Annotated in this window: 16 protein-coding genes; 4 read left to right on the top strand and 12 right to left on the bottom strand. The window is 73.8% G+C overall.

Features of this window, described 5'->3' with window-relative positions; genetic code table 11:
• The first annotated feature begins 23 nt into the window (after nt 1-23).
• From eccCa to ACFP1K_RS18330, 3 genes are all read left to right on the top strand, one after another.
• A complete protein-coding gene (gene eccCa, locus ACFP1K_RS18320; RefSeq protein ID WP_380754571.1) occupies nt 24-3,863 on the top strand; it encodes a type VII secretion protein EccCa in 3,840 nt (1,279 codons plus the stop codon).
• A 177-nt stretch (nt 3,864-4,040) separates the two neighbouring features.
• Nucleotides 4,041-4,400, top strand: coding sequence for a hypothetical protein (locus tag ACFP1K_RS18325; RefSeq protein ID WP_380754575.1), 360 nt, complete (start codon nt 4,041-4,043; stop codon nt 4,398-4,400).
• Nucleotides 4,397-5,380: a WXG100-like domain-containing protein gene (locus ACFP1K_RS18330; protein WP_380754578.1), complete on the top strand. Its 984-nt coding sequence runs from the start codon at nt 4,397-4,399 to the stop codon at nt 5,378-5,380. The genes ACFP1K_RS18325 and ACFP1K_RS18330 overlap by 4 nt, the downstream gene beginning before the upstream one ends.
• A 2-nt stretch (nt 5,381-5,382) precedes the next feature.
• Here the strand turns inward: ACFP1K_RS18330 and ACFP1K_RS18335 are convergent, their stop codons facing one another.
• From ACFP1K_RS18335 to ACFP1K_RS18390, 12 genes are all read right to left on the bottom strand, one after another.
• Nucleotides 5,383-5,997: a hypothetical protein gene (locus tag ACFP1K_RS18335; protein ID WP_380754581.1), complete on the bottom strand. Its 615-nt coding sequence runs from the start codon at nt 5,995-5,997 to the stop codon at nt 5,383-5,385.
• A 72-nt stretch (nt 5,998-6,069) separates the two neighbouring features.
• Nucleotides 6,070-6,594, bottom strand: a complete 525-nt coding sequence (locus ACFP1K_RS18340; RefSeq protein ID WP_380754584.1) for a hypothetical protein — start codon at nt 6,592-6,594, stop codon at nt 6,070-6,072.
• The gene (locus tag ACFP1K_RS18345; RefSeq protein ID WP_380754587.1) at nt 6,594-17,690 is read right to left on the bottom strand and encodes a WXG100-like domain-containing protein; all 11,097 of its coding nucleotides are present in this window, start codon (nt 17,688-17,690) and stop codon (nt 6,594-6,596) included. Before ACFP1K_RS18345 ends, ACFP1K_RS18340 begins: the two co-directional genes overlap by 1 nt.
• 56 nt (nt 17,691-17,746) lie before the next feature.
• The gene (locus ACFP1K_RS18350; RefSeq protein WP_380754590.1) at nt 17,747-18,070 is read right to left on the bottom strand and encodes a hypothetical protein; all 324 of its coding nucleotides are present in this window, start codon (nt 18,068-18,070) and stop codon (nt 17,747-17,749) included.
• Nucleotides 18,071-18,077: 7 nt separating this feature from the next.
• Complete coding sequence (locus ACFP1K_RS18355; protein ID WP_380754593.1) at nt 18,078-18,482, bottom strand: YbaB/EbfC family nucleoid-associated protein; 405 nt, start codon at nt 18,480-18,482, stop codon at nt 18,078-18,080.
• 193 nt (nt 18,483-18,675) lie between these two features.
• Nucleotides 18,676-19,074, bottom strand: a complete 399-nt coding sequence (locus ACFP1K_RS18360; RefSeq protein ID WP_380754596.1) for a hypothetical protein — start codon at nt 19,072-19,074, stop codon at nt 18,676-18,678.
• Nucleotides 19,071-19,958 carry an SseB family protein gene (locus ACFP1K_RS18365; protein ID WP_380754599.1) on the bottom strand — a complete coding sequence of 296 codons (888 nt, stop codon included), beginning with the start codon at nt 19,956-19,958 and terminating at the stop codon, nt 19,071-19,073. Before ACFP1K_RS18365 ends, ACFP1K_RS18360 begins: the two co-directional genes overlap by 4 nt.
• A 54-nt stretch (nt 19,959-20,012) precedes the next feature.
• Nucleotides 20,013-20,363, bottom strand: a complete 351-nt coding sequence (locus ACFP1K_RS18370; protein ID WP_380754602.1) for a YbaB/EbfC family nucleoid-associated protein — start codon at nt 20,361-20,363, stop codon at nt 20,013-20,015.
• Between the two features lie 161 nt (nt 20,364-20,524).
• On the bottom strand, nt 20,525-21,523 hold the full coding sequence (locus ACFP1K_RS18375) for a LacI family DNA-binding transcriptional regulator (RefSeq protein ID WP_380754605.1): 999 nt from the start codon (nt 21,521-21,523) through the stop codon (nt 20,525-20,527).
• A 5-nt stretch (nt 21,524-21,528) separates the two neighbouring features.
• Nucleotides 21,529-22,407, bottom strand: coding sequence for a carbohydrate ABC transporter permease (locus ACFP1K_RS18380; protein WP_380754608.1), 879 nt, complete (start codon nt 22,405-22,407; stop codon nt 21,529-21,531).
• The gene (locus tag ACFP1K_RS18385; RefSeq protein WP_380754611.1) at nt 22,404-23,312 is read right to left on the bottom strand and encodes a carbohydrate ABC transporter permease; all 909 of its coding nucleotides are present in this window, start codon (nt 23,310-23,312) and stop codon (nt 22,404-22,406) included. The genes ACFP1K_RS18380 and ACFP1K_RS18385 overlap by 4 nt, the downstream gene beginning before the upstream one ends.
• On the bottom strand, nt 23,309-24,634 hold the full coding sequence (locus tag ACFP1K_RS18390; protein ID WP_380754614.1) for an ABC transporter substrate-binding protein: 1,326 nt from the start codon (nt 24,632-24,634) through the stop codon (nt 23,309-23,311). Before ACFP1K_RS18390 ends, ACFP1K_RS18385 begins: the two co-directional genes overlap by 4 nt.
• Before the next feature lie 209 nt (nt 24,635-24,843).
• Between ACFP1K_RS18390 and ACFP1K_RS18395 the strand changes: the two genes are divergently transcribed.
• Nucleotides 24,844-26,832: a beta-galactosidase gene (locus tag ACFP1K_RS18395; RefSeq protein WP_380754617.1), complete on the top strand. Its 1,989-nt coding sequence runs from the start codon at nt 24,844-24,846 to the stop codon at nt 26,830-26,832.
• Nucleotides 26,833-26,837 lie beyond the last annotated feature (5 nt).

The following is a 26,837-nucleotide window of genomic DNA, read 5'->3' on the forward strand; positions in this document are numbered from 1 at the left end:
GGTTCACGCAGGTTTTGACGTTCATGCCTATGGCGGCCGGGGGGGCGGCCATGGCGTTGATGTTCACGGGGGGTGGCGGGGGTAGTCCGATCATGTACGTCGCGGGGGGGATGTTCGCGCTGTCCATGGTGGGGATGAGTCTCAGCCAGCTCGGGCGGGCGTCGGGGGAGCGCAAGATGCGGCTCAACGGGCTGCGGCGCGACTACTTCCGGTACCTCTCGCAGACCCGTAAGAAGGTGCGCAGGGCCGCCAGGCAGCAGCGGGAGGCGCTGACCTGGAACGGGCCCGACCCGGGAGCCTTGTGGTCGGTCGTCATGGGGGCGCGGCTGTGGGAGCGGCGGCCCAGGGACGGGGACTTCGCGACGGTGCGGGTCGGTACGGGGACCCAGCGGCTGGCCGTCCAGCTCGTGCCGCCGGACTCCAAGCCGGTCGAGGACCTCGACGCGATGTCCGCCGGCGCGCTGCGCCGCTTCGTGCGCGCCCACTCCACGGTCGCGGACCTGCCGATCGCCATGGCGCTCCACTCGTTCGCCCGCATCGTGCCCACCGGCGACCCGGCTGCCGTCCGCGACCTCACCCGGGCGCTGATCGGCCAGCTCGCCACCTTCCACTCCCCGGACGACATGCGGATCGCCGTCTGCGCCGGCAAGGAGTGGATGTCCCAGTGGGACTGGGTGAAGTGGCTGCCGCACGCCCTGCACCCGGAGGAGACCGACGCCGCGGGCCCGGTGCGCCTGATGGCCGAGGATCTGCGCGACCTGGACCGGCTGCTCGGCACCGAGCTGAAGGACCGCGGCAGGTTCCGCCCCGGCCCGTCGGTGGAGTCGCTGCCGTACCACGTGGTGATCCTGGACGGTGGCTACGTCCCGCAGGACTCCCCGCTCGGCGCGGACGCCATCCAGGGCGTCACCGTCATCGACCTCAGCGGCACGGCCGCCCCCGCCGAGGAGGGGCTGACCCTGCGCCTGGAGGTGCTGCCCGACCGGTTCAACCGGATCCAGCCCGACCACGCGGGCAAAGAGATCGTCACCGGCCTCGGCCGCCCGGACCGCATGTCCTACCTCCAGGCGGACGGCCTGGCCCGCCAGCTCGCGCCGCTGCGCGCCTCCACGGCCAAGAGCGGCGAGGGCCAGGACGTCCTGGCCACCGACATGACGCTCACCGACCTTCTCGGCGTGCCCGACCCCCGGCGCCTGGACATCGCGGCCCTGTGGCGGAACAGGGCGGCCCGCAACCGGCTCCGGGTGCCGATCGGCCTCGGCGCGGACGGCCGGGTCGTCGAGCTGGACATCAAGGAGTCCGCGCAGGGCGGCATGGGCCCGCACGGGCTCATCATCGGGGCCACCGGCTCGGGCAAGAGCGAGCTGCTGCGCACTCTGGTGCTGGGCCTGGCCACCACCCACTCCTCGGAGATCCTCAACTTCGTGCTCGTCGACTTCAAGGGCGGCGCCACGTTCCTCGGCCTGGAGACGCTGCCCCACGTCTCCGCGGTGATCACCAACCTCGAGGACGAGCTGCCGCTGGTCGACCGCATGTACGACGCGCTGCACGGCGAGATGGTGCGCAGGCAGGAACTGCTGCGCGCCGCGGGCAACTACGCCTCGCTGCGCGACTACGAACGGGCCAGGGAACAGGGCGCCGACCTGCGGGCGCTGCCCACGCTGTTCGTGGTGCTCGACGAGTTCAGCGAGCTGCTGTCGGCCAAGCCCGAGTTCATCGACCTGTTCGTGATGATCGGCAGGCTCGGCCGCTCGCTCGGCGTCCACCTGCTGCTGGCCTCCCAGCGGCTGGAGGAGGGACGGCTGCGCGGCCTGGACACCCACCTGTCGTACCGGGTCGGGCTGCGCACGTTCTCCGCGATGGAGAGCCGCGTCGTGCTCGGCGCCGCCGACGCCTACGAGCTGCCGTCCGCGCCGGGCAACGGCTACCTGAAGTTCGACACCAGCGGTATGACCCGCTTCAAGGCGGCGTACGTCTCGGGCCCGTTCGCCCCCGAGGCCCGCAGGGAGCGGCGCGCCCCCGAGCGGCGCCAGGTCGTCGCGTACGGCACGGCGTACGTGCCGCCGCCGGTCCCGTCCGGGCCGCCCGAGCCGGAGCCCGAGCCCGCGGTGACCGGCAGGGACAGCCTGCTCGACATCATGGTGCGGCAGTTCGGCGGGTACGGCCCGCCCGCGCACCGCATCTGGCTGCCGCCGCTGGCCGAGCCCCTGACGCTGAGCCACCTGCTGCCCCCGCTCAGCATCACCCCCGAGCACGGCCTGACCACCTCCGGATGGGCCGGGCGCGGCAAGCTGCGCGCGGTGCTCGGCGTGGTGGACCGTCCGTTCGAGCAGCGCCGCGACCCCCTCGGGGTCGACCTGTCCGGCGCGGCGGGCCACCTGGCCGTCGCCGGGTCGCCGCAGAGCGGCAAGAGCACCGTGCTGCGCACCCTCATCACCGGCCTCGCGCTCACCCACACCCCGCAAGAGGTGCAGTTCTACTGCCTGGACTTCGGCGGCGGCACGCTCAGCTCCCTGGAGGGGCTGCCGCACGTCGGCGGGGTGGCCAACCGCCTGGACGTCGACCGGGTGCGCCGCACCGTCGCCGAGGTGACCGGGCTGCTGCAGCGCCGCGAGCGGGAGTTCGCCGAGCGGGGCATCGACTCGTTCACCACCTACCGGCGCCAGGTCGCCGGCGGCACCATCCCCGGCGACGGATACGGCGACGTGTTCCTCGTGGTGGACGGCTGGCTCACCGTGCGGCAGGAGTTCGACTCGCTGGAGCCCACCATCACCGACCTCGCCGCCCGGGGCCTCGGATACGGCGTCCACGTGGTCGCCGCGACCAACAAGTGGTCGGAGTTCCGGCCCGGCATCCGCGACCTGTTCGGCTCCCGCCTGGAGCTGCGCCTCGGCGACGCCTACGAATCCGAGGTGAACCGCAAGGCCGCGCTCGCCGTGCCGGAGGGCACCCCGGGACGCGGCCTCACCAGGGACGGCCACCACTTCCTCAGCGCGCTGCCCCGCATCGACGGCCTCCGGCAGGCCGACGACCTCACCGTGGGCGTGCGGGCCCTGGTGGACGGCGTCCGCGAGGCGTGGCAGGGCGCGCCCGCGCCCCGGGTGCGGCTGCTGCCCGCCGTGCTGCCCGCGACCGCGCTGCCCGGCCCCGGGCAGACCGGCCCGCGCATCCCCATCGGCATCGACGAGGCCACCCTGTCGCCCGTGCTCGCCGACTTCGACACCGACCCCCACCTCACCGTCATCGGTGACACCGAGAGCGGCAAGTCGAACCTGCTGCGGCTGGTCGCCGAGGGCATCGTGGCCCGGCACGCCCCCGCGCAGGCGCGGCTGATCGTCGTCGACTACCGCCGCTCCCTGCTGGACGCCGCCTACACCGAGCACCGCATCGGGTACGCCGCCTCCAGCACCACCGCCGCCGAGATGGTGGCCGAGGCCAGGGAGGCCCTGGTCAAACGGCTGCCGCCCGCCGACCTCACCCCCGACCAGCTGCGCTCGCGTACCTGGTGGAAGGGCGCGGACCTGTACTTCGTGGTGGACGACTACGACCTGGTCGCCACCGGCACCAACCCCCTGGCCCCCCTGCTCGACCTGCTGCCCCAGGCCCGTGACATCGGCCTGCACCTGGTGCTGTCCCGCGCGATGGGCGGCGCGGGCCGCGGCATGTTCGACCCGGTCATGCAGCGCCTCAAGGACATGGCCAGCCCCGCCGTGATCCTTTCCGGCGACCGCGACGAGGGCGTCCTGTTCGGCGTCCGCCCGCACGCCCTGCCCCCCGGCCGCGCCTACTACGTGGACCGCCGCTACGGCTCCCGCCTGGTCCAGACCGCCTTCCTGCCCGCCGAGGCGCCTTCACAGGGCTGACGGCGGGCCGCTCAGCCGGCCGGGCCGGGGACAGACAACACGGCTCCAGGACCGAAACCCGCCCGCAAACCCGGCGTAATAGGGCCTTTCTACGCTGCGACGCAGGCGCGAATCCGGGAGGTCACGCATGGCCGCGCAGGTGAAGGACTGATGGGGCCCGGCGGGCCCGTCACTGATGTGAGCAAGTCCAGGGTGGCCGGTGCCGGGGAGGACTTCCGCCGCGAGCACACCACCCTGAGCCGGGCGCTGAGCGACGCCGCTGCCGCGCTGGCCGCACTCGGCGACTTCTGGGGGAACGACGAGCACGGGCAGCTGTTCCACGGTGGCGGCGCGGGGCGCAAGGGCTACCGGGACGCCTCGGCGGAGGCGGCCGAGCACGGTGGCACGATCGCGACGGCCTACGCGCGGATCGGGGACAACCTGGAGCGCATGGGCACCAACCTCCAGGTGGCCGAGTGGGCCACCATCGGGGCGCTCGCGCACGCCGTCTCGGACGCCGGACTCGCCGTGCCCGTCACCAAGGCGGTGACCGAGTGAGCCCCGCTCCGTTCGGCGCGGTGCGGAACCTGGCGAACCGGCACCCGGTCGCGGGGGTGTTCGGTGTCGGGGCGCTGACGCACGGGGCGTTCGTCACGGCGATGCTCGGGGTCGAGTGGCCGGACGGTGACCCGGATCGGCTCCGGGCGGCGGCCGGGATCTGGGACGAGCTCGCGGAGAAGATCGACGACGGGCGGGTCGCGGCCGACGGGGCCGCGGTGCGGGTGTGGCTGGACAACTCCGGCCCCGGCGTGGCGGAGTTCCGGGCCATGTGGAGCGGCATGCCGTCGGGGTCCGCCGGCCCGGGGGCGCCGCTCGGGGACGGCTTCGCGGGTTACCCGGCGGACGTCGCCGCGTACTGCCGCCGCATCGCCGAGGCGTGCCGGGCGTACGCGGGGAGCGTCGATACGATCCGGCACGTGCTGATCGTCCTCGCCGTGCAGGCGTGGGCGAACATGCTGTACACCTCGATGTACGGCTGGACCACGGCCGGGGTGGGCACGCTGGTGCAGAAGCAGATCATGGAGAGGTTCTTCCAGAACCTCGCGCGCTCCCAGCTCAAGATCTTCAAGATCGGCGTGGAGAAGATCGTCCAGCGGGGCTTCTACTACACCCTGGACAGCGTCGCCTACGCCGGCATCCAGCAGGTCCTCCAGGCGGGCATCTACGCCGCCTCCGGGGTGCGCCGCGACCTGGAGGGACGCGACGTGCTGTCCCTCGGGACCAACGCTCTGCAGTTCGCCCAGGCGGCCGGCGCCAACATGGCGTTCGACGCCATGTGGGACCTCAGCAAGGTCCTGCGGTACGCCCCGCGGGACAGCCGGTTCGGCGACTTCCTCAGCCGCCTGTCCGGCTCCGCCGTGTACAGCGTCGTCGGCAACCTGGAACAGGACCCCACCGCCAACCCGGTCCCCACCGACTGGGAGACCTGGCTATCCAAGCTTCTGATCCACGGCGTGCGGTCCATCAAGCCGTCCTGAGCTCAGGCCGGAGGGGCGGGGTGGGCGGCGACGAAGTCGTCCAGGGCCTCCTGGAAGAAGGAGACGGCCGCCGCCACGCCGTCGCGGGTGAACCACTCCGGGTCCTCCCGGCGCGCGGACCGGCCCATGTCGGTCCAGAACGCCGTCTCCGGGATCTCGTCCGCGTCGTCGGGCAGGAACTTCGCCACCTCGGCGGCCGCGTCCCGCGCGGCCTCCCAGCCGAGCACGACGCCCCGGTACCGGTCGGCGTCCGATCGGTCCCTGGCGAAGTGGAGGTCGTCGCGCAGGGCCTGGCGGGCGTAGCCGCCGCTGATCACCCGCCACTGGCCTGCGTCGATCACCTCCGACGTGCCGTGGCCGAACCGGACGCCCTCCCGGCGGGCCGCGAACTCCGTCCCGTACGGCACCAGCACGTCGAACCTGACCGGCAGGCCGATCTCGCGGCCGTCGAAGCGGACCGTCCAGACCTCGCGTCCCTCGGTCAGGGTGGTGTGGGCGTCGTAGTCCGTGACGGAGTCCTTCTCGCCGGCCTCGTCCCCGGCGCGCAGCGCGACGGCCGTCACCTCGATGTACAGATACGCCTCGACGAGGGTTCTGGCCAGAGGCGGCGTCGTCATGCGTGCAGCCCTGCCTTCCGTGACAGCCATGCGGAATCCTGTGCCGACGACCCTATCCACCGCCCCGGGTGGTCAGCGGTGTTCCCCTAGGTCGCGGTAGGTGTCGCGGACGACCAGCAGGCGGTCGACCTGGAAACGGCCCGGTTCGGCGGCGCGCACCCGGCGGCCCCGGTCGGACCAGAACGCCTCGTCCGGCACCCGGTCGGCGCCCGGCGGGACGAACTTCACCACCTCCTCCACCGCGGCCACGGCGACCACCAGCGCCTGCCGCGCGGCCCCCCGATCCCCGGACGGCACGTTCCCCGCGGTCAGGTCCGCCACCCACAGCCACTCCCCGGCGTCCAGCAGCCGGGACGGCTCGGCCCCCCCGAACACCGGGAACCCGGGGGCCACCACCTCCCGCTCGGGCAGCCCGAACTCGTACCTGCGCGCCGCGCCGCACCCCGGGCAGACACCCGAGTACCGGGTGGCCGCCACCCCGCCCGCGTTCACCAGCGCGTCCTCCCAGGAGACCTCCACCGACCCGCACGCCGCGCACGGATGCAGATCCAGGTAGAGATGCGCCTCGTCCCTGGTCCGCGCCACCGGAAGCACCATCACTCTCCTCCTACCTCCCCACGCCCCACGGGCACGGCCTCACGTCCCCCTGCGTTCCCGGCTGCGTTCCCGGCTGCGTTCCCGGCACCGTTCCCGGCGCCGTTCCCGGATCCGGCGCCGTTCACCGGCCCGCCCCCGTTCCCGGGCTTCGCTCCGTTCCCGGCGCCGGTTCTCGCCTCGGGACCCGGCCTGCGTCCGCACAGGCACGGCCCGTCCTGCGGGCACTCGCACTCCTCCTCGTCCGGGGGGATCCACCCGGTGGTGTTCGCCAGCCTGCGCATCCGTGCCCTGAACTCGTCCCTGGTCTCCCCGGGGCGTCCGCCGACGGACCAGGGGCCGTGCCCGCCCGTGTCTCCGGCGCCGGGACCCCGGCCCGGCGGCGGAACGGTGGGCGGGGGCGGGCTCGCGGGCGCCGCCTGGGGGTCGTGGTTGAGGAGGCCGGCCATGCCCGGCCGGGAAGACGGGGCCGGGCCGGGCGCGGACCACGGCGGGGCCGGGACCGTGTGGCCGCGCGCGGCGACGAACCGGGCCAGCCCTTCGATCTGCCCCCGCAGCTCCGGACGCTGCTCCGCGGCGGCCTCGGTCCACCTGCGCGACAGATACCGGTACTCGTCCACCCGCGCCGCCACACACGCGTCCTCGGTCTGCTCCCGCGTCCCCGCCGGATCGGCCGCCGCCAGCGACGGCCGCAGGACCCCCTGCCGAGGCCGGACCTGCGCACTGGAGCCCTCTCCCGGCACGGTCCCCTGCTCGGCTGCGGTTCCCTGCTCGGCTGCGGTTCCCTGCGCGGGGGCGAGGCCCTGCTGAGGGCCGGACTTCTGGACGGGCGCGGTGGTCTGTTCGGTGGTGGGTCCCGGGGCGGGTGTGGGGGTCGGCTGGGGGGCGGTCAGTTTGCGGATGGAGTGGCCTACCTCGTGCAGCATCGCGCGGGTGACCTGGTCGGACGGGACGCGGGGGTCGAGTTTCATCAGGTGCGGGTCCTCGGCGGTGCCCGAGCCGAGGTCGGTCCCGGCCATCAGGTCGTCGGCCAGTTCCCGTACGACGGGGCGGTAGTGCTGCGGGGGGAGGCCGCGGACGTCCACCCGCAGCAGCGGGTCGCCGTCCGCCCACGTCGAGCCCGCGAAGCCGCCGCCGATGTCCGACGGGTGCACCTGCGCCCACGCGGCCCGCATCTCCGGCTCCGCCAGAGGGCCGGACTCGGGTGCCCGGCTCTTGACGAACCCGGACCCGGGGTCCACGGGTGCCGTGGCGCCGATACCGCCCATCGTCGAGCCGGTGATCTGGCCGGGGCCGTCACCCCAGAGCACGGTCGGGAAGATCGGATCCGCGGACCGGGGGATCGGCACGCCACGGCTCTCCAGCTCGGCCTCCACCCGGGCGGCGAAGGTCGGCCCGGCGGTGTCCGGGGGACGGTTGAACAGGGCCCGCAGGTCCAGGTCACCGGACACGGAGGCCGCCCACAGCTCGGGAGGAAGGGTGGCGAAGGCCGCGGCGAAGCCGCCGTCGGGGTCGTCGCTCGCCAGGCCGCCGTCGGTGGTGGCCACGTAGCCGCGCACCAGGCCGTCCTCCCGCACGCCGATCCACACGGGCGTGCGCAGCTCCCGCGCCAGCAGCCGGGCCCAGGTCAGCGCGAGGGGGAGCCGTACCGGGTCGGACGAGGTGACCAGCGACACCGGGCCCGCGCCGCCGGAAGTCCGGCGCCGCACCTCGTCGGCCACCGCCCGGAACACCCCCGCCGCGCCGTCCGGCCGTGCCGCCGGGGGCACGGCGGCGGCGAGGAGCTCGTCCAGGACGTGCGGCGGGGCCGCGTGGGCGGCGGGACGGCGCCACGGAAGGCGCGGAGCGGGGCGGGAATCGTCGTCGAAACGCCAGCCCGGCGGGTGCGCGGGGGCGGCCTCCATGCGGCTCAGCATGTCCCGGTACTCGGTGGCGGGCATCATCAGGAACGCGGTGCCGGTGACCGGCACGGGCAGCGCGGCGCGGGTGCCCGGCCGTTCCGAGCCGTCCCGGCGGACGGTGCGGCGTTCGAAGGCGACGTCGAAGTCCACCCTGAACTCCGCCGTGACGTTGGAGCCCTTGACGAAAAGGCTCGTCTCGTCGCGGTTGCCGCCGCTGGACGACGCGCGGTCCCCGGCCTGCTCCCCGGCCGAGAAGCTCTCGCCGGTTCCGAGCGCGTCCTGTCCCAGGCCGCCGCCGGTCCCGAGGGGGGCCAGCCTGCCGCGGTCCACCGCGGACTCGTACCTGCGCTCCTGCCGGTCCACCCGGCCGACCTCCACCCCCGCGCGGGGCCCGACGACCAGGTGCGGCTCGGACGGCCTGGCGCGGATCCACACCTCCACCACTTCGTCGTACGAGCCGGGGACGGGCAGCCGCGTCACCATGTGCCCCTCGGGGTCGGTCATCAGGCGGAAGTTGGCGGTCCGCGCCATCGGCGCGAGCTCCTGCCCGACGGTCACCCAGTGCTCGCGCACCCCTTCGCGGCCGAGCAGGTCGTCCCCGGCCAGCCGCTCCCGCACCGCGTCGATCAGGGACTCGGCGCGCGTCATCTCGGTGTAGAACGTCCCGGGCAGCGGCGCCTGCCGCGGATCGGGGAACCGGTACGGCTCCTGCGCCGCCCGGTCCGCCGTGATGGTCAGGCCGTCCGGCACCAGCCGCACCGCCCGCCCGCTCAGCTCGATCCGGACCGGCTGGGACGACGGGGAGAGCGGGGCCGGCAGCGAGCGCAGCCGCCGGCTCGCGGCGTCGTAGACCTGGGTGACGCGGGCACCCGCGGCGTGCAGCGGGCGGGTCAGCCGGGTCGCGGGCCGGGTCGGCGGGAGGGGAACGCGTTGGGCCTCGACGACCACCGTCAGGGCGTGGCTGACCCGGTCGGCGCCGTCGAACGACGCGGTGCGCTGCAACAGGGTGCGCTGCACGGTGCTCGACGCCGACCGCGTGTGCCCCCGGTCGGTGCCCACCCCGGTGTTCCCGCCGGGGCCGGACCCGGCGGCGTCGCCGCTCGCGCCGAACCCGCCCGAGTGGCCCGACGACGCGGACCGGCCGCGCAGCCGGTAGGCGTACTGCTGGGTGATGTGCACGACCTCGTCGTTCTTGCCCTCCAGCAGCGTGACGCCCTCGCCCATCTCCGCCCGCACGGTGACGCGCACCAGGTCGGTCCGGTGCGGCCCGACCCGCACCGGCAGCTCCCACTCGAACCCGTGGGCCGCCGCGATGTCGTCGATCTTGCCCCACCAGTTCTCGCCGGCCAGGTCGCCGAACATCGCCCGCCATAGCACCGGATCACTGGCCGCCGCCTCGGGGGCCACGGCGGCGACCGCCCGCATCACCGCGTCGAACGGCTCCATCGGCAGGTTGTCCGGCCCGGTCAGGTCGACCGTCTCGAACGTCGTCAGGCCCATCGCGTCCCGGAAGTGCGCCGGCAGGACAACCTCCGGCCTCGGCCGCTGCCGCGCGGGGTCCAGCATCTCGGCGAGGTCCTTGCTCGGCGCCGACGGGGTGTCGATCCGTCCGGCCATCCTGTCGAACAGCGCCTCGGCGGTGTGCCCGGCCACCAGGGGGCCGACCGGCGTGCCCGCCGTCAGGGCCGCCTCGCGCTCGGCGACGTAGCGGCGCGCCACCCGCAGGGCCATCGCCGGGTCCAGCCACAGGTCGCCGTTGAGGTAGCGCTGCACCGCGTCGGCCACCCGGTGCAGCGGCAGCGTCATCTGGTTCTCGCCGTACAGCAGCAGGGCGTCGCGTTCCGGCAGCGCGTAGAGGATCCTGGCGGGCAGCGTCACCCGCTGGGGATCGTTCGAGCCCGCCTCCCGGCCGGTGACCACGACGTCGGCGGTCATCAGGTAGTGGTTCTTCCTGCCGGTCTCGATGGTGAGCTGCTCGCGGCCCGCCGTCGTGGCGTGCGTCGCCGAGTGCGACGCGCTGCCGGACAGCGCGCCGGACACGCCGAGGCCGCCACCCGGGCCGTCCTGCTGCCGCAGGCCCAGACCGGTGGACGCGCTTCCCCCCACGCCGCGCTGCGCGCCGAGCGTGCTGGAGCTGCTGCCGAGGGCCAGGATGATCTCGCCGGTCACCAGGTCGCCGTCCCCGACGAACGTCGACTCTCCCGGCACCACGTCGATCGACACCGTCGCCTGGGTCTGACCGGCGAGGCGGGGGCGGATCACGACCTCGGTGCGGTGGCCGGAGTACAGCCCGGCGGGGTTGGAGATCAGGTTGCGCACGTTGGCGAACGCCGCCAGGTGATGGAACGCCGCCGTGTCGCGGCGGGCGCTCGCGGGCAGCACCCGCAGGACGGCCTGCATCAGGTCGCCCGCGTCCATGTGCAGCAGCGTCGAGCGGCGCAGCATATCCATGGTCGTGGGCTGGGTGTCCGGGGCCGGGTCCGGTGTGCGGCGCGGCAGCAGGTCGGCGGGGACCAGTAACCGGGCCGGGACGGGGGTCGCCGACGACTCGGGGGAGATGAGCCGCTCGGTGTGGCCGTGGCGGCCGACGATGTCGACCGTCATGCGGTACCCGGTGGCGAACACCGCCGTCTGGCCGTTGCTCTCGATCAGGGTCACCGAGTTGAGGGTGTTCCCCGCCGACCAGGCCGAGCTGCGGCCCCAGGCGCCCTGGGCGCTCGCCTCCGCGCCGGTCCACACCAGGCCGGTGGCTCCGGGGGCGGGCCCGGCGCCGGCGCCGACGCCGAGCGCGGTACTGCGGGAACGGCCCCGGGACCGGGTGGCGGAGCTGGAGCCGATGTTCAGGGACACGTGCGGCTCGGCGGTGGTCACGCCCACGTAGTCGGCGGCCGGGGTGGCCGTCAGCCGCACCCGTACCGTGACGTGCTCCAGCGACTGGCCGAAACCCACGCGGATCAGGTCGAAGAAGACGCCGTCCTGGGCCGCCTGGTCGATGCGGGTGCGCAGCGCGTTCGCCGACAGCTGCTCGGCGACCTCACGCATGTTGGTGAGCTGCGCCTCCCGTTCCACCGGCACGCGCGACAGCCGGGGCATGCCGTCCGGGCCGGGCTCGGGCAGCAGGCCCATCCGCCGCAGCCTTCCCTCGACCTCCTCCTGGCGGCGCGCCACCTCGCCGGGGTCCAGGTCCACCGTGGCCGGGCCCGCGCCGCGCGGGTTGCCCGTTCCCGGGCGCATCCAGCCGGGCAGTGTGGCCTGGCGGCCGGTCGGGGCGCCCGGCGTGGGGTCGTCCCGGAACACGAGCGTGCCGTCCGGGTTGCGGCGGGGGATGCCGTTGTCCCTGACGACGGCCCTCGGGTCCACCGGCCAGCCGTAGCGGGCGGCGTCCGGCTCGGGGGTCTGCACCAGGGCCGTGCTACGGCCGCGCACCGGGAGGTGGGGGAGGGACTGGCCCAGCTCCTGGAACGTCACCTCGTGTGTGACGACCAGCACGTGGGTTTGGGTGTGGCCCATCCAGCGGCGCACCAGCGGCAGGATCGCCATGCCGCCCGAGCTGAGGCCGTCCGAGCGGGACGACGAGCGCTGGAACGTGGCGAACACGCGGGCCTTCAGCGAGGCCAGGCCCCGGGCGCCCGGCCTGGCGTCCGATCCGTCCTTGACGCCGGCGGTGAGGGCGAAGCCCTTGGAGCGGGACGCGGTGGCCGAGCCGCTCGCGCCGGAGAAGCCCACGCCGAGCCACTCCTGGTGCTGCTTGGTGCTGGCGTTGCCCACCAGGACCGGGACGGATCGTACGGTGGAGCGCACCCGCAGGTAGCCGACCGGGCTGCCGTTGTCGCTGATGACCCGCTGGAGGCCGTGCGGGTCCTCGATCGCCTCGTTCAGCCTGCCGGGGAGGTCCTCGGTGAGCACCGTGTGGATCTGCGCCCTGGCGTCCGCGCCCAGGGTGACCTGGCTCCGGCCCGCTCCGCCCATGGCCAGCGCGGCCACCGTGTCGTCGGCCAGCTGGTTGAGGCCTTCCATGGCGATGACCGCGTGCCGGGGGAAACGGGCTCCCGGCTCCCGGGCGGCCGGTGTGAACGGCTTGGCGGGTGCGGGCTCGGTGTGGGCGTGCGAGATCCACAGGTCCAGGGCGGTCGTGTCGCCGGGCAGGCCTTCGGTGACCCGCCGCACCGGTGTCCACGTGCCGGGGTCGCCGCGCCGGTCCGGGACGCGCATGTCCACCTCGTACTCCGCGCGCAGCCGGAACATCGTCGCGTCGCCTCGGTTGTCCGTGACCTGCCCCGGCAGCACGAACTCCGCGGCGCTGCCCGAGGTCTGCGTCAGGTGCCCGCGGCTCCACCGTCCGTTCAGCACCGCGTACTTGGCCAGCTGGCGCACCGCGGCCCAGCCGGGGTCGACCGGCGGCACCAGCCGGGCCAGCGCCACGGGGTCCACCTTGAACGCCGCCCCAAGGAACCGCGCCGTGGTGGCCGCCACCCACCCCCCGCCCTGGGCCAGCCGCCCCACCATCATCTCCGAGGCCGCCACCCCCGGATCCGGCACCTCCACGGCCTCACCGAGCCGCAGGCGGACCCTGATCTCTCCCACGGTGCCGTTGCCGACCCGCAGTACCGCCCCGTCGCCCGACACCAGCCGCCGGTACTCCGCCCGCAACTCCCACATCAGGTCCTCGGCCGTGAACCGCTGCTCGACCCCCCTTTCCGCCAGCAGCCGGTTGACCTCCCGCGTCAACCCCGCCATGTGCGGCAACACCCCGTGCGGCACCCCCGCGGGCAACACCGCCGCCGCCGGCCGCACCACGTCCACCGCCCGCCGGTACGCCTCGAACGCCTCGTCGGCCCCTCGGACCGCCTTCTCCAGCTCCGCGACCCTGCTGGGGGAGAGCCCGGCCGGCGTCGCGACTGCCGCCGTGGTGGGGCCGGTCGCCGGGGTGATGGGGCCGGTGGCCGTCGAGGCGTCGAGGATCGCCACCACGGCGGCGTACGCGCGCTCCAGTTCGGAGGCCCGTTCCGCGGCCGTCCGGTACGCCTTGGCGATCCGCTCGAACCGGTCCGCCGTCAGCCGCTCGTGCGCACGCTCGGCCCGCTGCCTCCGCCTGCGCTCCTGACGCCCCACGTCCTCCGCCGTGGCCGCCTTCCGCGCGAGCTTCTTCGCCTTCCCCGCCCGCTCCGCAGCCTCGGCCGCCCGCCCTCGATTGATCCGCGACCGCTCCCGAAGCCCCTGCTCCGCCGCCGCGAGACTCTCCCGCATCCGCCCGACCCGCTCCACCGGCTCGGCCGCCCGCCGCCCCCCGGGATCCACGTCCTGCCCCGGATGGCCGGAGGGGTCTGGGGCCGCCGTCGCGGGCGGTGCTGTCGTTCGGATACCTTCGGCGGCCCATGGGGGGATCGGCGGCGTCTGGCCGTGGGTCTCCAGGTCGCGAGCGAGGCGCTCCATCTCGGCCTGGTGGTGCGTCCTGGCGTCGACGGCACTCGCGGCCCAGGCAGAGGCGAGGTGACCGTACTCGGCGTACCGCGCCTCGACGTACGCGTCGAACGCACCCATGGCCGGCGCCAGCGGGTTCATCGCCCCGAGGAAACGGCGGACAACGCCTTGCTCCGGGCGGACGGCGCCTTGCTCCGGGCGGGCGGCGCCCTGGGCGGAGTGGACGGTGCCCTGCTCCGGGCGGGCGGCGCCCTGCTCCGGGCGGGCGGCGCCTTGCTCCGGGCGGGCGGCGCTCTGGGCCGGGTGGACGGCGCCCTGCTCCGGATGGACGGCCGGCTGAGGACCGGGGGCGGTGGCGTCCGGCTGTGCCGTCGGGGCGCCCTGGGGGGCGGTGGCGTCCGGCTGTGCCGTCGGGGCGCCCTGGGGGGCGGAGGCCGCGTGGCTGGGGGAGGTCAGGGCGGCGATCTGCCGGGCGATCTCGCGGCGTTCCCGGTCGAGGGGGGCGATCAGTAGGGAGTCGGTGTCCGGCGGCCGGGACGCGGGGGAGCTGTCGGCCTCGTCGGCCAGCTGCCGGGCCGTGTCGTTCAGGTCGTAGGCGGCCACCCGGTCCCAGCGGTGGCCGACGACCTCCTGGGCGACCGAGACGGCCAGGGCAGCGGTGTCGGGGAACGTGTCCGTGAACAGGCCGAGGGCGTTCAGCGCCCCCTCCATCGGCGGCCGATACTCCGCCCTGGCGACGGCGGCCCCGAGCAGGGCCGCCGCCTCGGCCCGCAGCCGCCCCTCCTCGGCCTCGTCGGTCACCCGGACCGCCAGCCGCGCACGCACCCGGTTCACCACATCGGCGGGCACCCGCGACGTCCGCCCCCCGCCCCGCACCCGAACAGTCCCATCCCGAAGCGGCAGCGCCCCCCGCGCCACCACCGGCAACACCTCACTCACCGTCCGATCCACGACCCCCACAACCCGCGGATCCGTGACGACCCCACCCCGCCCGACGATGGCCCCGCTGTTCCCACTCGCGGCGCTGTTCGCGTCCGGGGCGCTGTTTCCACTCGCGGTCCTGTTTGCGTCCGGGGTGCTGTTTGCGTCCGGGGCGCTGTTTCCACTCGCGGTCCTGTTTGCGTCCGGGGTGCTGTTTGCGTCCGGAGTGCTGTTTGCGCTCGGGACGCTGTTTCCGCTCGCGGTGCTGTTTGCGGTCGGGGCGCTGTTTCCGCTCGGGACGCTGTTCCCGCTCGCGGCGCTGTTTGCGTCCGGGGCGCTGTTTCCGTTCGCGGTGCTGTTTGCGGTCGGGGCGCTGCTTCCGCTCGGGACGCTGTTTCCGTCCGGGGTGGCTTCACTGGTCGGAGCGCCGGTCCCGTCCGGTGAGGGGTTCCTGCGGGGTCCTGGTGTCGCGGTGGCGTTCCCCTGTCCTTGAACGGGGCCGCCGCTCTGCGGGCCCCCGCCGGTGGCGGGTGTGCCCGGAGCGGTGCCAGGTGTGGCGGGGACGCTCGCCACGATGCCGGACGGTGTGCCGGACGTGCTTCCGGGTGGCGTGGACGGCGCGGCTCCCGCAGGGGCGCCCGCGCTCGGCGCGGCGGCTGGTGGGACGGCCGGCGTCCCCGGGTTCGCCGTCCCCGGAGCCCCGCCGGTAGGCGAGACCGCCGCGGGATCACCCGGAACGGCCACCCCCGGAGGCGTCACCGGGGCGGCCGGGGGAACTCCCGGAGTGATCGGCGTCGCGGGAGGCGTCGTACCGACCCCCGCACCCGACGCCGGCGGCGACGCCGGCGCGGACGCCGTAGGAGCGCCACTCGTACCGGACCCGCCCGGCGGCGTGTTGGACGTCCCGGCGTTCCCACCCGGCGTCCCGGCGGCCCCGCCCGGGGGAGGAGTGGCGGGCGAAGAGCCCACCGGCCCCCCACCGGTGGGTGCACCGCCGGAGGGCGCACCACTCGTGGGCGCCGCACCCGTAGGAGCGCCGCCTGACGGCGCGCCGCTCGTGGGCCCGGCACCCGACGGCGCGCCGCTCGTGGGCCCGGTACCGGAGCCTCCTGCCGGTCCTGCGCCGGTGCCGGTGGGCGCGGTGGAGGTGGAGCCGCCAGGCCCGCCTGCCGTGGACGTGCCGGCGGGTGCGTTGTCGGGGATGGGCGCGTCCGGCGGCGGTCCACTGGCCGTGGGATTCCCCAGAGAAGCACCACCTGTGCCCGTGCCACCTGTGCCCGTGCCACCTGTGCCCGTGCCACCTGTGCCCGTGCCACCTGTGCCGCCGGAGTTGGTGCCACCCGACCCCGTGCCCCCACCCGTGCCGGTGCCTCCACCTGTGCCGCTCGAGTTGGTGCCACTCGTGCCCCCACCCGTGCCCGTGCCCCCACCCGTGCCGCTCGTGCCACCCGAGCCGGTGCCTGCGCCACCCGTGCCGCCGCCGGCAGGGCTGCCGGTTGGGTGGCCGCCGCTGGTGGGGGCGCCGGTGGTGGGGGTGCTCATGGTGGGGCTGCCGCCTGGTGAGCCGTCGCCGGTGGGACCGTTGGCGCCTGTGGCGGGGGGGTTGCTTCCCGTGGGGGGTGCGGTGGTGGGGGCGGTGGTTGGTGGGGGGGTTGTCGAGAGGGTGCGGTGGGCGTCTGTGGTGTTGGCGGTGGTGGTGGCGTTGTTGAGGGTTGCGAGGGGGTGGGTTACGGCGGTGGCCACGTCGGGGTTGAAGGGGCTGATGGTGTTGGTGCGGCCGGCGCCGCCCATGGCGGCGCCGAGGAGGGACTCGCCGGTGGGGAGGGACCACTGGCCGTAGACGAGGCCGTTGGCGAGGAAGCTGCCGGCGGGGGAGGCGGCCATGTTGTTCAGGCCGGTCTGCACGGCGCGGCCGGGGAAGCGGGCGAAGGCGTTGCCGACCCCGGGGGCGGTGCCGCCCGCGTTGTTCAGGGTGCGCAGCAGGGGCATACGGTTGCTCAGCCTGGACAGCGGAGACGCCAGCTTCAGGCCGATCACGGCGCCGCTGCCCGCGCCGATGGCGGCGGCCTGGGTCTTCTTCCAGTCCCACTCGCTGCGGGTGCCGAGCTTCATCTGCTCGCGCTGGCTGTAGGCGTCGATGAAGACTTCCTCGCCGATCTCCTCGATGATCTCCCTGGTGTAGTGGTTGCTGAGCACCGTGCGGGCCAGCCCGGCGCGCCCGGCGGTCGTCGCGGCGAGGCGGGTGCCGAAGCTGCGCCCGGCGACGGCGACCAGCCGTTGCAGGATGCGCCCGATGGCCGCGCGGGCCGTCGCGGCGATGGGCCCGATCACCGGCGTGGTGGCCCCGGCGGTGAAGAACGCCGCCACCAGCGCGATGAACGCCGCGCTGACCGCCACCCAGAACGCGACGTTGATCGAGATCTTGGAGTACTGCGTCTCGCGCGCGAAGGCGTCGGCCTGCAGCGCATAGGTGAGGTTCTCCAGGCCGAGCGCGGGCACGCTGGAGGCGTCCGACTCCAGCAGGCGGCGGGCCTCGGCGAGGAAGGCGGGCGTCGCGGGCACGTCCCAGCCGTTCAGCACCGCCACGCACGCCTCCACGACCGGCCCGGTCGCGTCGCACAGGTCCTCGCCGAGCGCCTGGTGCGCCCTGGCGAGGTCCCACAGGCCGCTCTCGCTCGCCTCGGGCCAGCTCTGCCCGGAGACGATCATCGCGATCAGCAGGTTCGCCCACCCGGGCAGGCTCTCCCCCCAGGCGGGCGTGACGTCGCTGGTGGTCCCCGCCCCGGTGGCGATGGACGGCTGGCCGCCCCCGCCGGTGGTGTTCGGATCGACCGGACCGCTCGTGCCCTGTGCCACGTCCTCACCCCGTCGTCATGCCGGGCCTGTTCGCTCCCCCGCGAGGCCCGGACTGGTCAGATGCTCTGAATCGCGCGGGCCTGGCCCTCGTCGGTGGTCCTGGTGCGGGTGACGGCGGTGTGGACCTTCTCCCCGAGCACGCCGACGTCCGCGACGATCCGGTCGCCGTCGCGGATCATCCGTTCGGGGCCGCCGTCGCCGAGGTAGGCCGATTTGAATGCCTGGCCGGCCGAGTCGTTCCCCCACGGCGACCGGGCGACGTGCTGCTGAACGGTCTGCTTGCCGCCGGTCCAGGCGGTGGTGACGGCGGACGTCGCGGTGTCCCAGCGGGCCAGGCCGAGCTGGGCCTGCTGATGGCGTATGTCGATGTGGTCGCCCATCGGCGGGTCACCTCTCTCCGGGAAGGCGCGCGGTCATCTGGTCCAGGACGGCCTGGAGGTCGCCTTCCAGGTGGGCCTTCATCTGCTCGCCGGGGATCAGAGGCGCGAAGATCTCGACGACCCGCTCCCGCGCCTTGGCGGCGGCGCTCTGGACGGTGGCGGTGATGGTGTCGGCCAGCTGGCGGGAGTCGGGACGCCGGTAGACGCGGGGGTCGATGTCGAGGCGGACGAGGTCGCCCCGCGCCCCGACGGTGGCGGAGATCAGGCCGTCCGGGGACTTCTCGGTGACCTGGAGGGTGCGCGCCCTCTCGTGCAGGGCCGGGATCTCCTGCTGCATGCGGAGGAAACCCGCCCGCAGTTCGTCGGCGTAGGCCTGCAGTTCCGCCGCGTCCCCGCTCCCGTAGGGCTCCACCGGACCTCCCCGAGCAGCTGTCCTCATGGAACAGAAGGCGTAACCGCATCGGAACGATGCACTAACTTCCGGGAAACAGTGCTATGGCCGCATATTCTGGCATTTCTCCTGATGCTCGGCAAGCTTCGTGCGACGCACGCAAACTACTGAACGGAATATCCGTTTTATGGGCTTTTGTGGGGATAAAGGGTAATCAGAAATCCAGGGGTACGACGTGTTCCCGCAGGCCGGCCACCTCGTCCCGCGGCACCCACCCCCGGTGCACCCCGCGTTCCACCCGCTCCAGGCCGAGCTCCAGCGCCACCGGCAGCAGCCCTCCGACGTACTCCACGAGGAACTCGCCGTCCCGCTCGTCCCGCACCTGGCAGGTGGCCCCCCGCCACTCGCCGATCATGACGGCGAACACCACCTCGTCGCACTCCACGGCGGGCACCGCGCGCACGAACACGCCGGACGCCACCTCGGTGAACCCCTCGGCCGGCCCGCCGGCGCGCAGCCGGATCCACACCCCGTCGGGGCGCGGGTCCGGCACGGCGGGGTACTCGGCGCCGAGCCACCGCGCGCGGTAGCCGTGCCGGACCGCCGGGATCACTCCGCGCTCCTGGGGCGGAACGCGACCAGCAGCCACCGGTCCAGGTCGCCGTCGTACACCGCGCGGCGGTGCTCCTCGCCGTCGGCGGTCAGCTCCCAGATCTCCGCGCCGTGCGGCAGGCCGGCGCCGTCCACCCGGTACTCGCGGATCACCTGGTCGCCGTTCGGCGCGAAGCCCAGGCCGGGGAACGGCGGCTCCTCGATCACCCACCCGGCCACCGCGGCCATGGACTCCTCGTCGACCCCGCCGTACGGCACGCGGTACAGGTTGAGCCCCGCGGCCCGCCACCGCAGCAGGTGCACCGAGCCCTGGGCGGTGCGCACCCCCTCCTCGCCGCCGCGCCCGAGCGCGTCGGCCAGCACGGCCGGGGTGGCGATGTGCGCGACGTCCATGGCGTGGTGGCAGTACCCCGACACCCGCGACTCGCCGCCGGCCAGGTGGGCGTGCAGATCGACCGGGCGCAGCAGCTTCTGCAGCACCGGCGGCCCGGCCCCGGGCAGCGCGTCGCGGTCCTGGGCCAGCGACGGTGCCGCCAGCCGCGCCACCGTGCCCGCCTCCAGGAAGAACCCGGCGGGCAGCCCGGGATTGATCGCCAGCCCCCACCGCGGATCGGGCCATCCGGCCGCCAGCTCGGGCAGGGAGACCACCCGGTGGTACGGCGTCACCTCGCCGATGGACTCCCGCATGGCCTCGGCGGAGGTGAAGGCGACCACCCACACCCGCTCCCCGTTGGCCACCGTCGGCCAGGCGGGCGGCTCGTCGCCGCTCGCGGCCCGCTCGGTGATCGGCAACCCGAACTGCGCGACCCGGAGCAGAGCCAGGCATCCCGCGACATCCTCGTCCGCCCACGCCATGCGCAAGCGCTCCTCCAGCGGCACGTCCACGACGATCACTCTAGGCGTCTGTGGCGCTTGTGCGCGGTCCCTGGCCGCCAGGGGTCAGTCGTCGCCGTCGGCGCGGGCCTCGTCCTCGCCGAGAAGGGGGCGCATCACGGCCTCGGCGCGGCTGGCGACGTTGGTCTCGGCGTCCTTGGCGGCGCGGAGGATGGCCTCCGCGAGGGCCTCGGAGCCCAGGCGCAGGGCCCGGGGGTCGATGTGGAGGGAGGCCAGGGAGCCGCCCGTGCGGACCTCCACGACGACGCGGCCGTCCTCGGCCTCGCCTCTGCCCAGGGTGGCGGACAGGCGGCGGCCGACCTCCTCGAACTGGGCCGTCTGGACGGCGAGCGTCTCCAGTACCTGATCGACCTCGGGGTCACCGGTCGGAGAGAACGGTTCGCCGCGCCACGTCATACGTATTCGCCTTCCGCGTCAATGGATGGGTTCGGAGGTCCCCGGCGCCGCGCGGTCCCGCCGTCCGAGGATCCCCGCCCTCCGGCGCACCGCACGCGTCGCCATATGGCGTCTCACCGTATCGCGAGGGGTCAAACCCCGGTGACCAAAACGAGACTGGGTCAGGCCGACTCGCGGACCACGAGTTCGGTGGGCAGGATCACCGGCCCGGTGTACTCGGCGCCGTCGATCAGGCCGAGCAGCAGCCCGACCGTCTCCTCGGCGACCCGGGCCAGCGGCTGCCTGATGGTGGTGAGCGGCGGATGGGTGGTCATGGCCACCGCGGAGTCGTCGAAACCGGCCACCGCCACGTCTTCCGGCACCCGCCGTCCGGCGGCCCGCAGGGTGGACAGCGCCCCGGCGGCCATGAGGTCCGACCCGACGAACACCGCGTCGATGTCGGGGGCACGTTCCAGCAGGCGCGCCATCGCGCTCTCCCCGCCGAGCTGGGTGTAGTCGCCGTGCTCGATGAGTCGTTTGGCGGCCCGCCGCCCGAGCACGTCGCAGAAGCCCGACAGGCGCAGCGCCCCGCCGGGGGTGTCCAGCGGCCCGGTGATCGTGGCGATGCGCTTGCGCCCCTGCCCGGCGAGGTACCGCGTCATCTGCCGGGCCCCCTCGCGGTCGTCGGCCGCGGCGTACGGGATCACGCCCTCCCGCCCGAGGACGGCGCCCTGCGCCACCGCCGGGATGTCCCGCAGCCGGTCGGGCAGCGGGTCGCCCGCGTGCGTGGAGATGAGCAGCACCCCGTCGGCGTGCCCGCCCCGGACGTAGCGCTCCACGCGGTCGCGGTCGCTGTCGTCCGCGGCGATCATCAGCACCAGCGACACGTCCCGCTCGGCGAGCCGCCGGGTGGCCGTGCGCAGCAGCACGCTGAAGTTGGGGTCCTCGAACAGCTTCTCCTGCGGTTCGGACAGCACCATGACCACCGAGCCGGTGCGCTGGGTGACCAGGCTGCGCGCGTTGCGGTTCACCACGTACCCGGTCTCGGCGATGGCGCGCTCGATCGCCATCTTGGCCGAGGTGCTGACGTACTTGTCCCCGTTGAGCAGCCGGGACACCGTTCCGCGGGACACACCGGCCGCAGCGGCCACGTCGTGGATGGTGGGGCGTCTCCTCTGCACGAGCACTAGCTTTTCACGCCCCCGCTGGACAGGTCGGTCCGCCAGTGGCGCTGCATGGTGAGGAACAGCGCGATCAATGGGATCAGCGACAACAGCGCTCCCGTGAGGATCAGGTTGTAAAGCGCCGGCTGGTTGGCTCCGGCGGCGAGCAGCGTGTACAGGCCGACGGTCAGCGGGAACTTGCGGTCGTCGCCCAGCATGATGAACGGCAGCAGGAAGTTCGTCCAGATCGCCACGAACTGGAACAGGAAGATGGTCACCATGCCGGGCACCATCAGCGGCAGCGCCACCTGGCGGAACGCCCGCCAGTCCCCGGCCCCGTCGATGCGCGCCGCGTCCAGCAGCGAGTCGGGCACCGCGGCCGAGGCGTACACCCGGGCCAGGTAGATGCCGTACGGGCTGAGGATCTGTGGCAGCAGGACCGCCCAGTAGGTGTCGGCGAGGCCGGCCTTGGACAGCAGGAGGTACTGCGGGATGGCGAGGACCACCGCGGGCACCAGGATGCCGCCGATCAGCAGGTTGAAGAACAGGTTCCGGCCCGGGAAGCTGTACTTGGCCAGGGTGTACCCCGAGATCGCCGACACGCCCGTGGACAGCAGGGCGCCCACGCCGGCGTACAGCACGGTGTTCAGCATCCACAGCCAGAACACCCCGTCCCGGTACGCCGCGAGGTCCGCGAGGTTCTCGAACAGCCCGGTGCCGACGGCGAGAGTCCCGGTGGAGAACAGCTCGGCCCGGGACTTGGTGGCCGCGATCACCACCCACGCCACCGGGAACAGGCAGTACAGCGCCCCGCCGAGCAGGATGACGGTCGGGCCCGCCCCCCGGAGGGCATGGGTCCCCTCCCGGGCGGCGGCGCGGGCGGGCAGCGCGGTGGTCGTCATCGGCGCTCCTCGAACGCGCGGTCGCGCACCACGCGCAGGAACCCGAACGACAGCACCAGCGCGATCGCCGCGACGACGATCGAGGTGGCCGCCGCCGAGTACAGGTTCCCGGTGACGAACGCGTCCCGGTACACCTTCATCAGCGGGCTCCACGTCGAGCTGATCGTGTTGGTCAGCGGCCGCAGCGTGGTGGGCTCGGTGAACACCTGGATGGTGGCGATGAGGGAGAACACCGTGGTCAGGATGATCGCCGGGGTGAGGATCGGGATCTTCACCCGCAGCGCGATCGTCAGCTCGCCCGCCCCGTCGATCCTGGCCGCCTCGTAGTAGGTGCGCGGCACCGCCCGCAGCGTGGTGTACAGCACGAGCATGTTGAACCCGACCCCGCCCCACACCGCCACGTTGGCCATCGAGTACACCACCGTGCCCGCGCCGAGCAGGTCCGCCTCGCCGCCGATCGCCGACAGCAGTCCCTGCGCCGGGCTCAGGCTCGGCAGGTACAGGAACCCCCACAGCAGGGTGGCGGCCACCCCGGGTACGGCGTACGGCAGGAAGATGGCGATCCGGGAGAACCGCGCCAGCCGCACGTGCGCGGAGTCCAGCAGCAGCGCGAACAGCAGCGCCAGCCCCAGCATCACCACCAGCACCATGGCGCCGTACCCGAGCACGCGCAGCCACCCGGCCCACAGCTCGCTGTCCCCGATCGCGTCCGCGAAGTTGGCGAACCCGACGTACACCTCCCGCCGCGCGCCGCGGCCCAGCCCGAGCCCGGACACCTTGGTGGCGCGCAGGCTCAGGTAGGCCGTGTACCCGATCGGCAGCGCCAGGAACAGCGCGAACAGCACGATCGCCGGGGTCAGGAACAGGTACGGCGCCGCGCGGGAGCCGCTGCCGCGTCCGGTCATTGCGCGAGCTGGAAGCCGGACTTGCGCATGTCGGCGACCGTCGTCTCCTGCATGACCCGCACCGCGTCCCCGAACGGCGCCTTGTCCCGCAGCGCCTTGTCGAACGCGTCCTTGAAGGCGTTGTAGGTGACGTTGACGTTGGGCCCGAATGTGAAGCCCCGCGCGGTCGCCGCGACCTCGGCGGCCTTCGTCCAGAAGTCGGGCTGGCTGGAGAAGTAGGCGGGCGGCTGGGTGATCGCGCTCTGGCCCTTGGTGGACGCCGGGTACACCGCGCCCTCGTCGATCAGCAGGCGCAGGGCCTGCGGGTCGGTGTTCAGCCAGGTCGCGAAGCGCACGGCCGCGGCGCGGTTCGGCGACTTCTCCGCGACGGCGGTCGACGAGCCGCCCCAGAAGCCACTCGCGTTCTCGCCCGCGCTCCACTGCGGCAGCGGCGCGATGGCCCACTTGCCCTTGCCCTTCGGCGCGTTCGCCTCCAGCACGCCCGGGCCCCACACGGCGGACGGCCAGCTCAGCAGCGTGCCGTCGTTGAGCGCCTTGTTCCACGCGGGGGTGAAGTACGGCATGTCGTCGATGGCGCCCTCGCGCACCAGGCCGCCCCAGTAGTCGGCGACCTTCAGGGTGGCGGCGTCGTCGATGCCGACCTTCCACGCCTCGCCGTTGATGGCCCACCACTGCGCGCCCGCCTGCTGGGCGAGCCCGGCGAACGAGCCCGGGTCCTTGCTGGAGAACGTGCCGAGATACACCTTGGGGTCCTTGCCGCGCACGGTGCGGGCCGCCTTGGCGTACTCGTCCCAGGTCTTGGGGACCTCGATGCCGTACTTCTCGAACAGGTCGGGCCGGTAGTACAGCATCATCGGCCCGCTGTCCTGCGGCACGGCGTACACGCCCTCGGTGCCGAGGGTCACGAGGTTCCACAGCTGCGGGGTGAACTCGCCGCGCACGGACGCGGTCTCGGCCGAGATGTCGGCCACCGCCTCGGCGGCCACGAACGACGGCAGGTGCTGGTACTCCGCCTGCACCAGGTCGGGCGGGTTGCCGGCCTTGGCGGCGGTGAGGAACTTGGCGGAGGCGTCGTCGCCGCCGGCCTGCTTGCTCACCGTGACCTTGATGTCGGGGTTGGCCTGGTTCCACACCGCGACGATCTTGTCCATGTTGGGGACCCAGGTCCAGTAGGTCAGCGTGACCGGTCCCGCGGGGGCCGAGCTCGCGGCCTGGCCGGAGGCGGCGGGGGTGCCGGGGGAGCCGGATCCACCGCACCCGGTGGCCGCCAGGGTGACGGTGAGTAATGCCGTCGCCACGGCGGAAAGGCGCTTGGTGCGCATTCCTGCCTCCATCGTCTGGAGTCATTGATCAAGGATTAAGCGACACACTCTGGGAACGTTCACAGACTGAATCCCGGGTTCTGAGCCGTCAAGGGTTTGTTGCCTGGTCGTTAACTTCCAGTTTCAGGCGGTGCGCCGGGCCACGGCTTCTCAAGCGAAGGCCGCTGAGTTACTGTGCACGTTCACAGAGACTCGGTAGGGAGAAGCCCATGCCCCGGCGCTTTCCGGTCGGTATCGCCTACGGAGGCGACTACAACCCCGAGCAGTGGCCGCGCGAGGTGCAGGAGGAGGACGTCCGCCTGATGCGCGAGGCGGGGGTCGACCTGATCAGCGTCGGCCTGTTCTCGTGGGTGCTGATGGAGCCCGCGCCGGGCGAGTACGACTTCGCCTGGCTGGACGAGGTCGTCGACCGGCTGCACGGCGCCGGCGTCGCCGTCGACCTCGGCACCCCGACGGCGACGCCGCCCGCGTGGTTCTCCCGCCGCCACCCCGGCTCGCTGCCCGTCACCCGCGACGGCGTACGGCTCGGCACCGGGGCCCGCCAGTCGGCGTGCCCGAGCTCGCCGGAGTACCGCGAGGCCACCGCCGCGCTGGCCCGGGCGCTGGCCGGGCACTACCGGGACCACCCGGCCGTGGTGATGTGGCACGTGCACAACGAGTACGGCGCGCCGCTCGGCGAGTGCTACTGCCCGGCCAGCGTGGAGGCGTTCCGCGGCTGGCTGCGCCGCACGTACCGGGACCTGCCGGCGCTCAACGCGGCGTGGGGCACCACCTTCTGGGGCCAGCGGTACGGCGACTGGGACGAGATCGACGCCCCCCGGGCCAACCACACCGTGGTCAACCCCGCGCAGCGGCTCGACTTCATGCGCTTCACCTCCGACGAGCACCTGGCGTGCTACCGCCTGCAGCGCGACATCCTGCGCGAGCTCACGCCGTCCGTGCCGGTGACCACCAACTTCATGGTGACCAACTGCTCCTCGATGGACTACTGGAGCTGGGCACGCGAGGTCGACGTGATCGCCAATGACCACTACCTGCACGCCGAGGAGCCCGACAACCACATCGACCTCGCGATGTCCGCCGACCTCAGCCGCTCGCTCGGCGCCGGACGGCCCTGGATGCTGATGGAGCACTCGGTCGGCGCGGTCAACTGGCAGCCGCGCAACATCGCCAAACGGCCCGGCGAGATGCGGCGCAACAGCCTCGCGCACGTCGCCAGGGGCTCGGACTCGGTGCTGTTCTTCCAGTGGCGGGCCTCCCGCTTCGGCGCCGAGAAGTTCCACTCGGCGATGGTGCCGCACGCCGGCACCGACTCCCAGGCCTGGCGGGACGTCGTCGGGCTCGGCCGCGACCTCGCCGCGCTGGCGGACGTGCGGGGGAGCCGGGTGGCGGCTCAGGTGGCGCTGGTGTGGGACTGGGAGTCGGCCTGGGCGCTCGAACTGGAGTGGCGCCCGTCGGTCGACCTCGTGTTCCGCGAGCGGATGGACGCCTACTACGCCGCGCTGTGGCGCGAGCACGTCACCGTGGACTTCGTGCACCCCACGGCCGACCTGTCGGGATACCGGCTGGTGGTCGCCCCCAGCATGTACCTGCTCACCGAGGCAGGCGCCAAGAACCTCCACCGGTACGTGGAGGCGGGCGGTCACTTGTTCGTGTCCTACTTCTCCGGGATCGTCGACCGCAACGACACCATTCACCCGGGGCCCTTCCCCGGGGTGCTGCGCGAGGTGCTCGGCCTGACGGTCGAGGAGTTCCACCCGCTGCGGGAGGACGAGCTGGTGGAGCTGACCGGCGGCGGCCGGGGGCGCGTGTGGTCCGAGCGGGTGCGCCCGGCCGGGGCGCGTGCCGTGGAGCTGTTCGCGGACGGGCCGGACGCGGGGCACCCCGCGCTGACCCGGCACGACCTCGGGCCCGGCGTCGCGTGGTATCTCGCCACGGCGCCCGGGGACCTGCGCCCGGCGCTGGCCGGGGCACTCGACGCGGCCGGGGTGGAGCGGCCGTACGGGCTGCCGGAGACGCTGGAGATGGTCCGGCGCGGCAGCCACGTCTTCCTGATCAACCATGGCGGCGAGCCCGTCACCGTTCCCGGGGTCTCCGGGCGGGACGCGCTCACCGGCACGGTGCACGAAGGCCACGTCACGATACCGGCGGGCGGTGTGACCGTGGTCCACGAGTTCGGTGCGTCATCTCCCACCTGACCGGA

It is taken from the genome of Sphaerisporangium aureirubrum (assembly GCF_042658925.1).
Lineage (GTDB): Bacteria > Actinomycetota > Actinomycetes > Streptosporangiales > Streptosporangiaceae > Sphaerisporangium > Sphaerisporangium aureirubrum.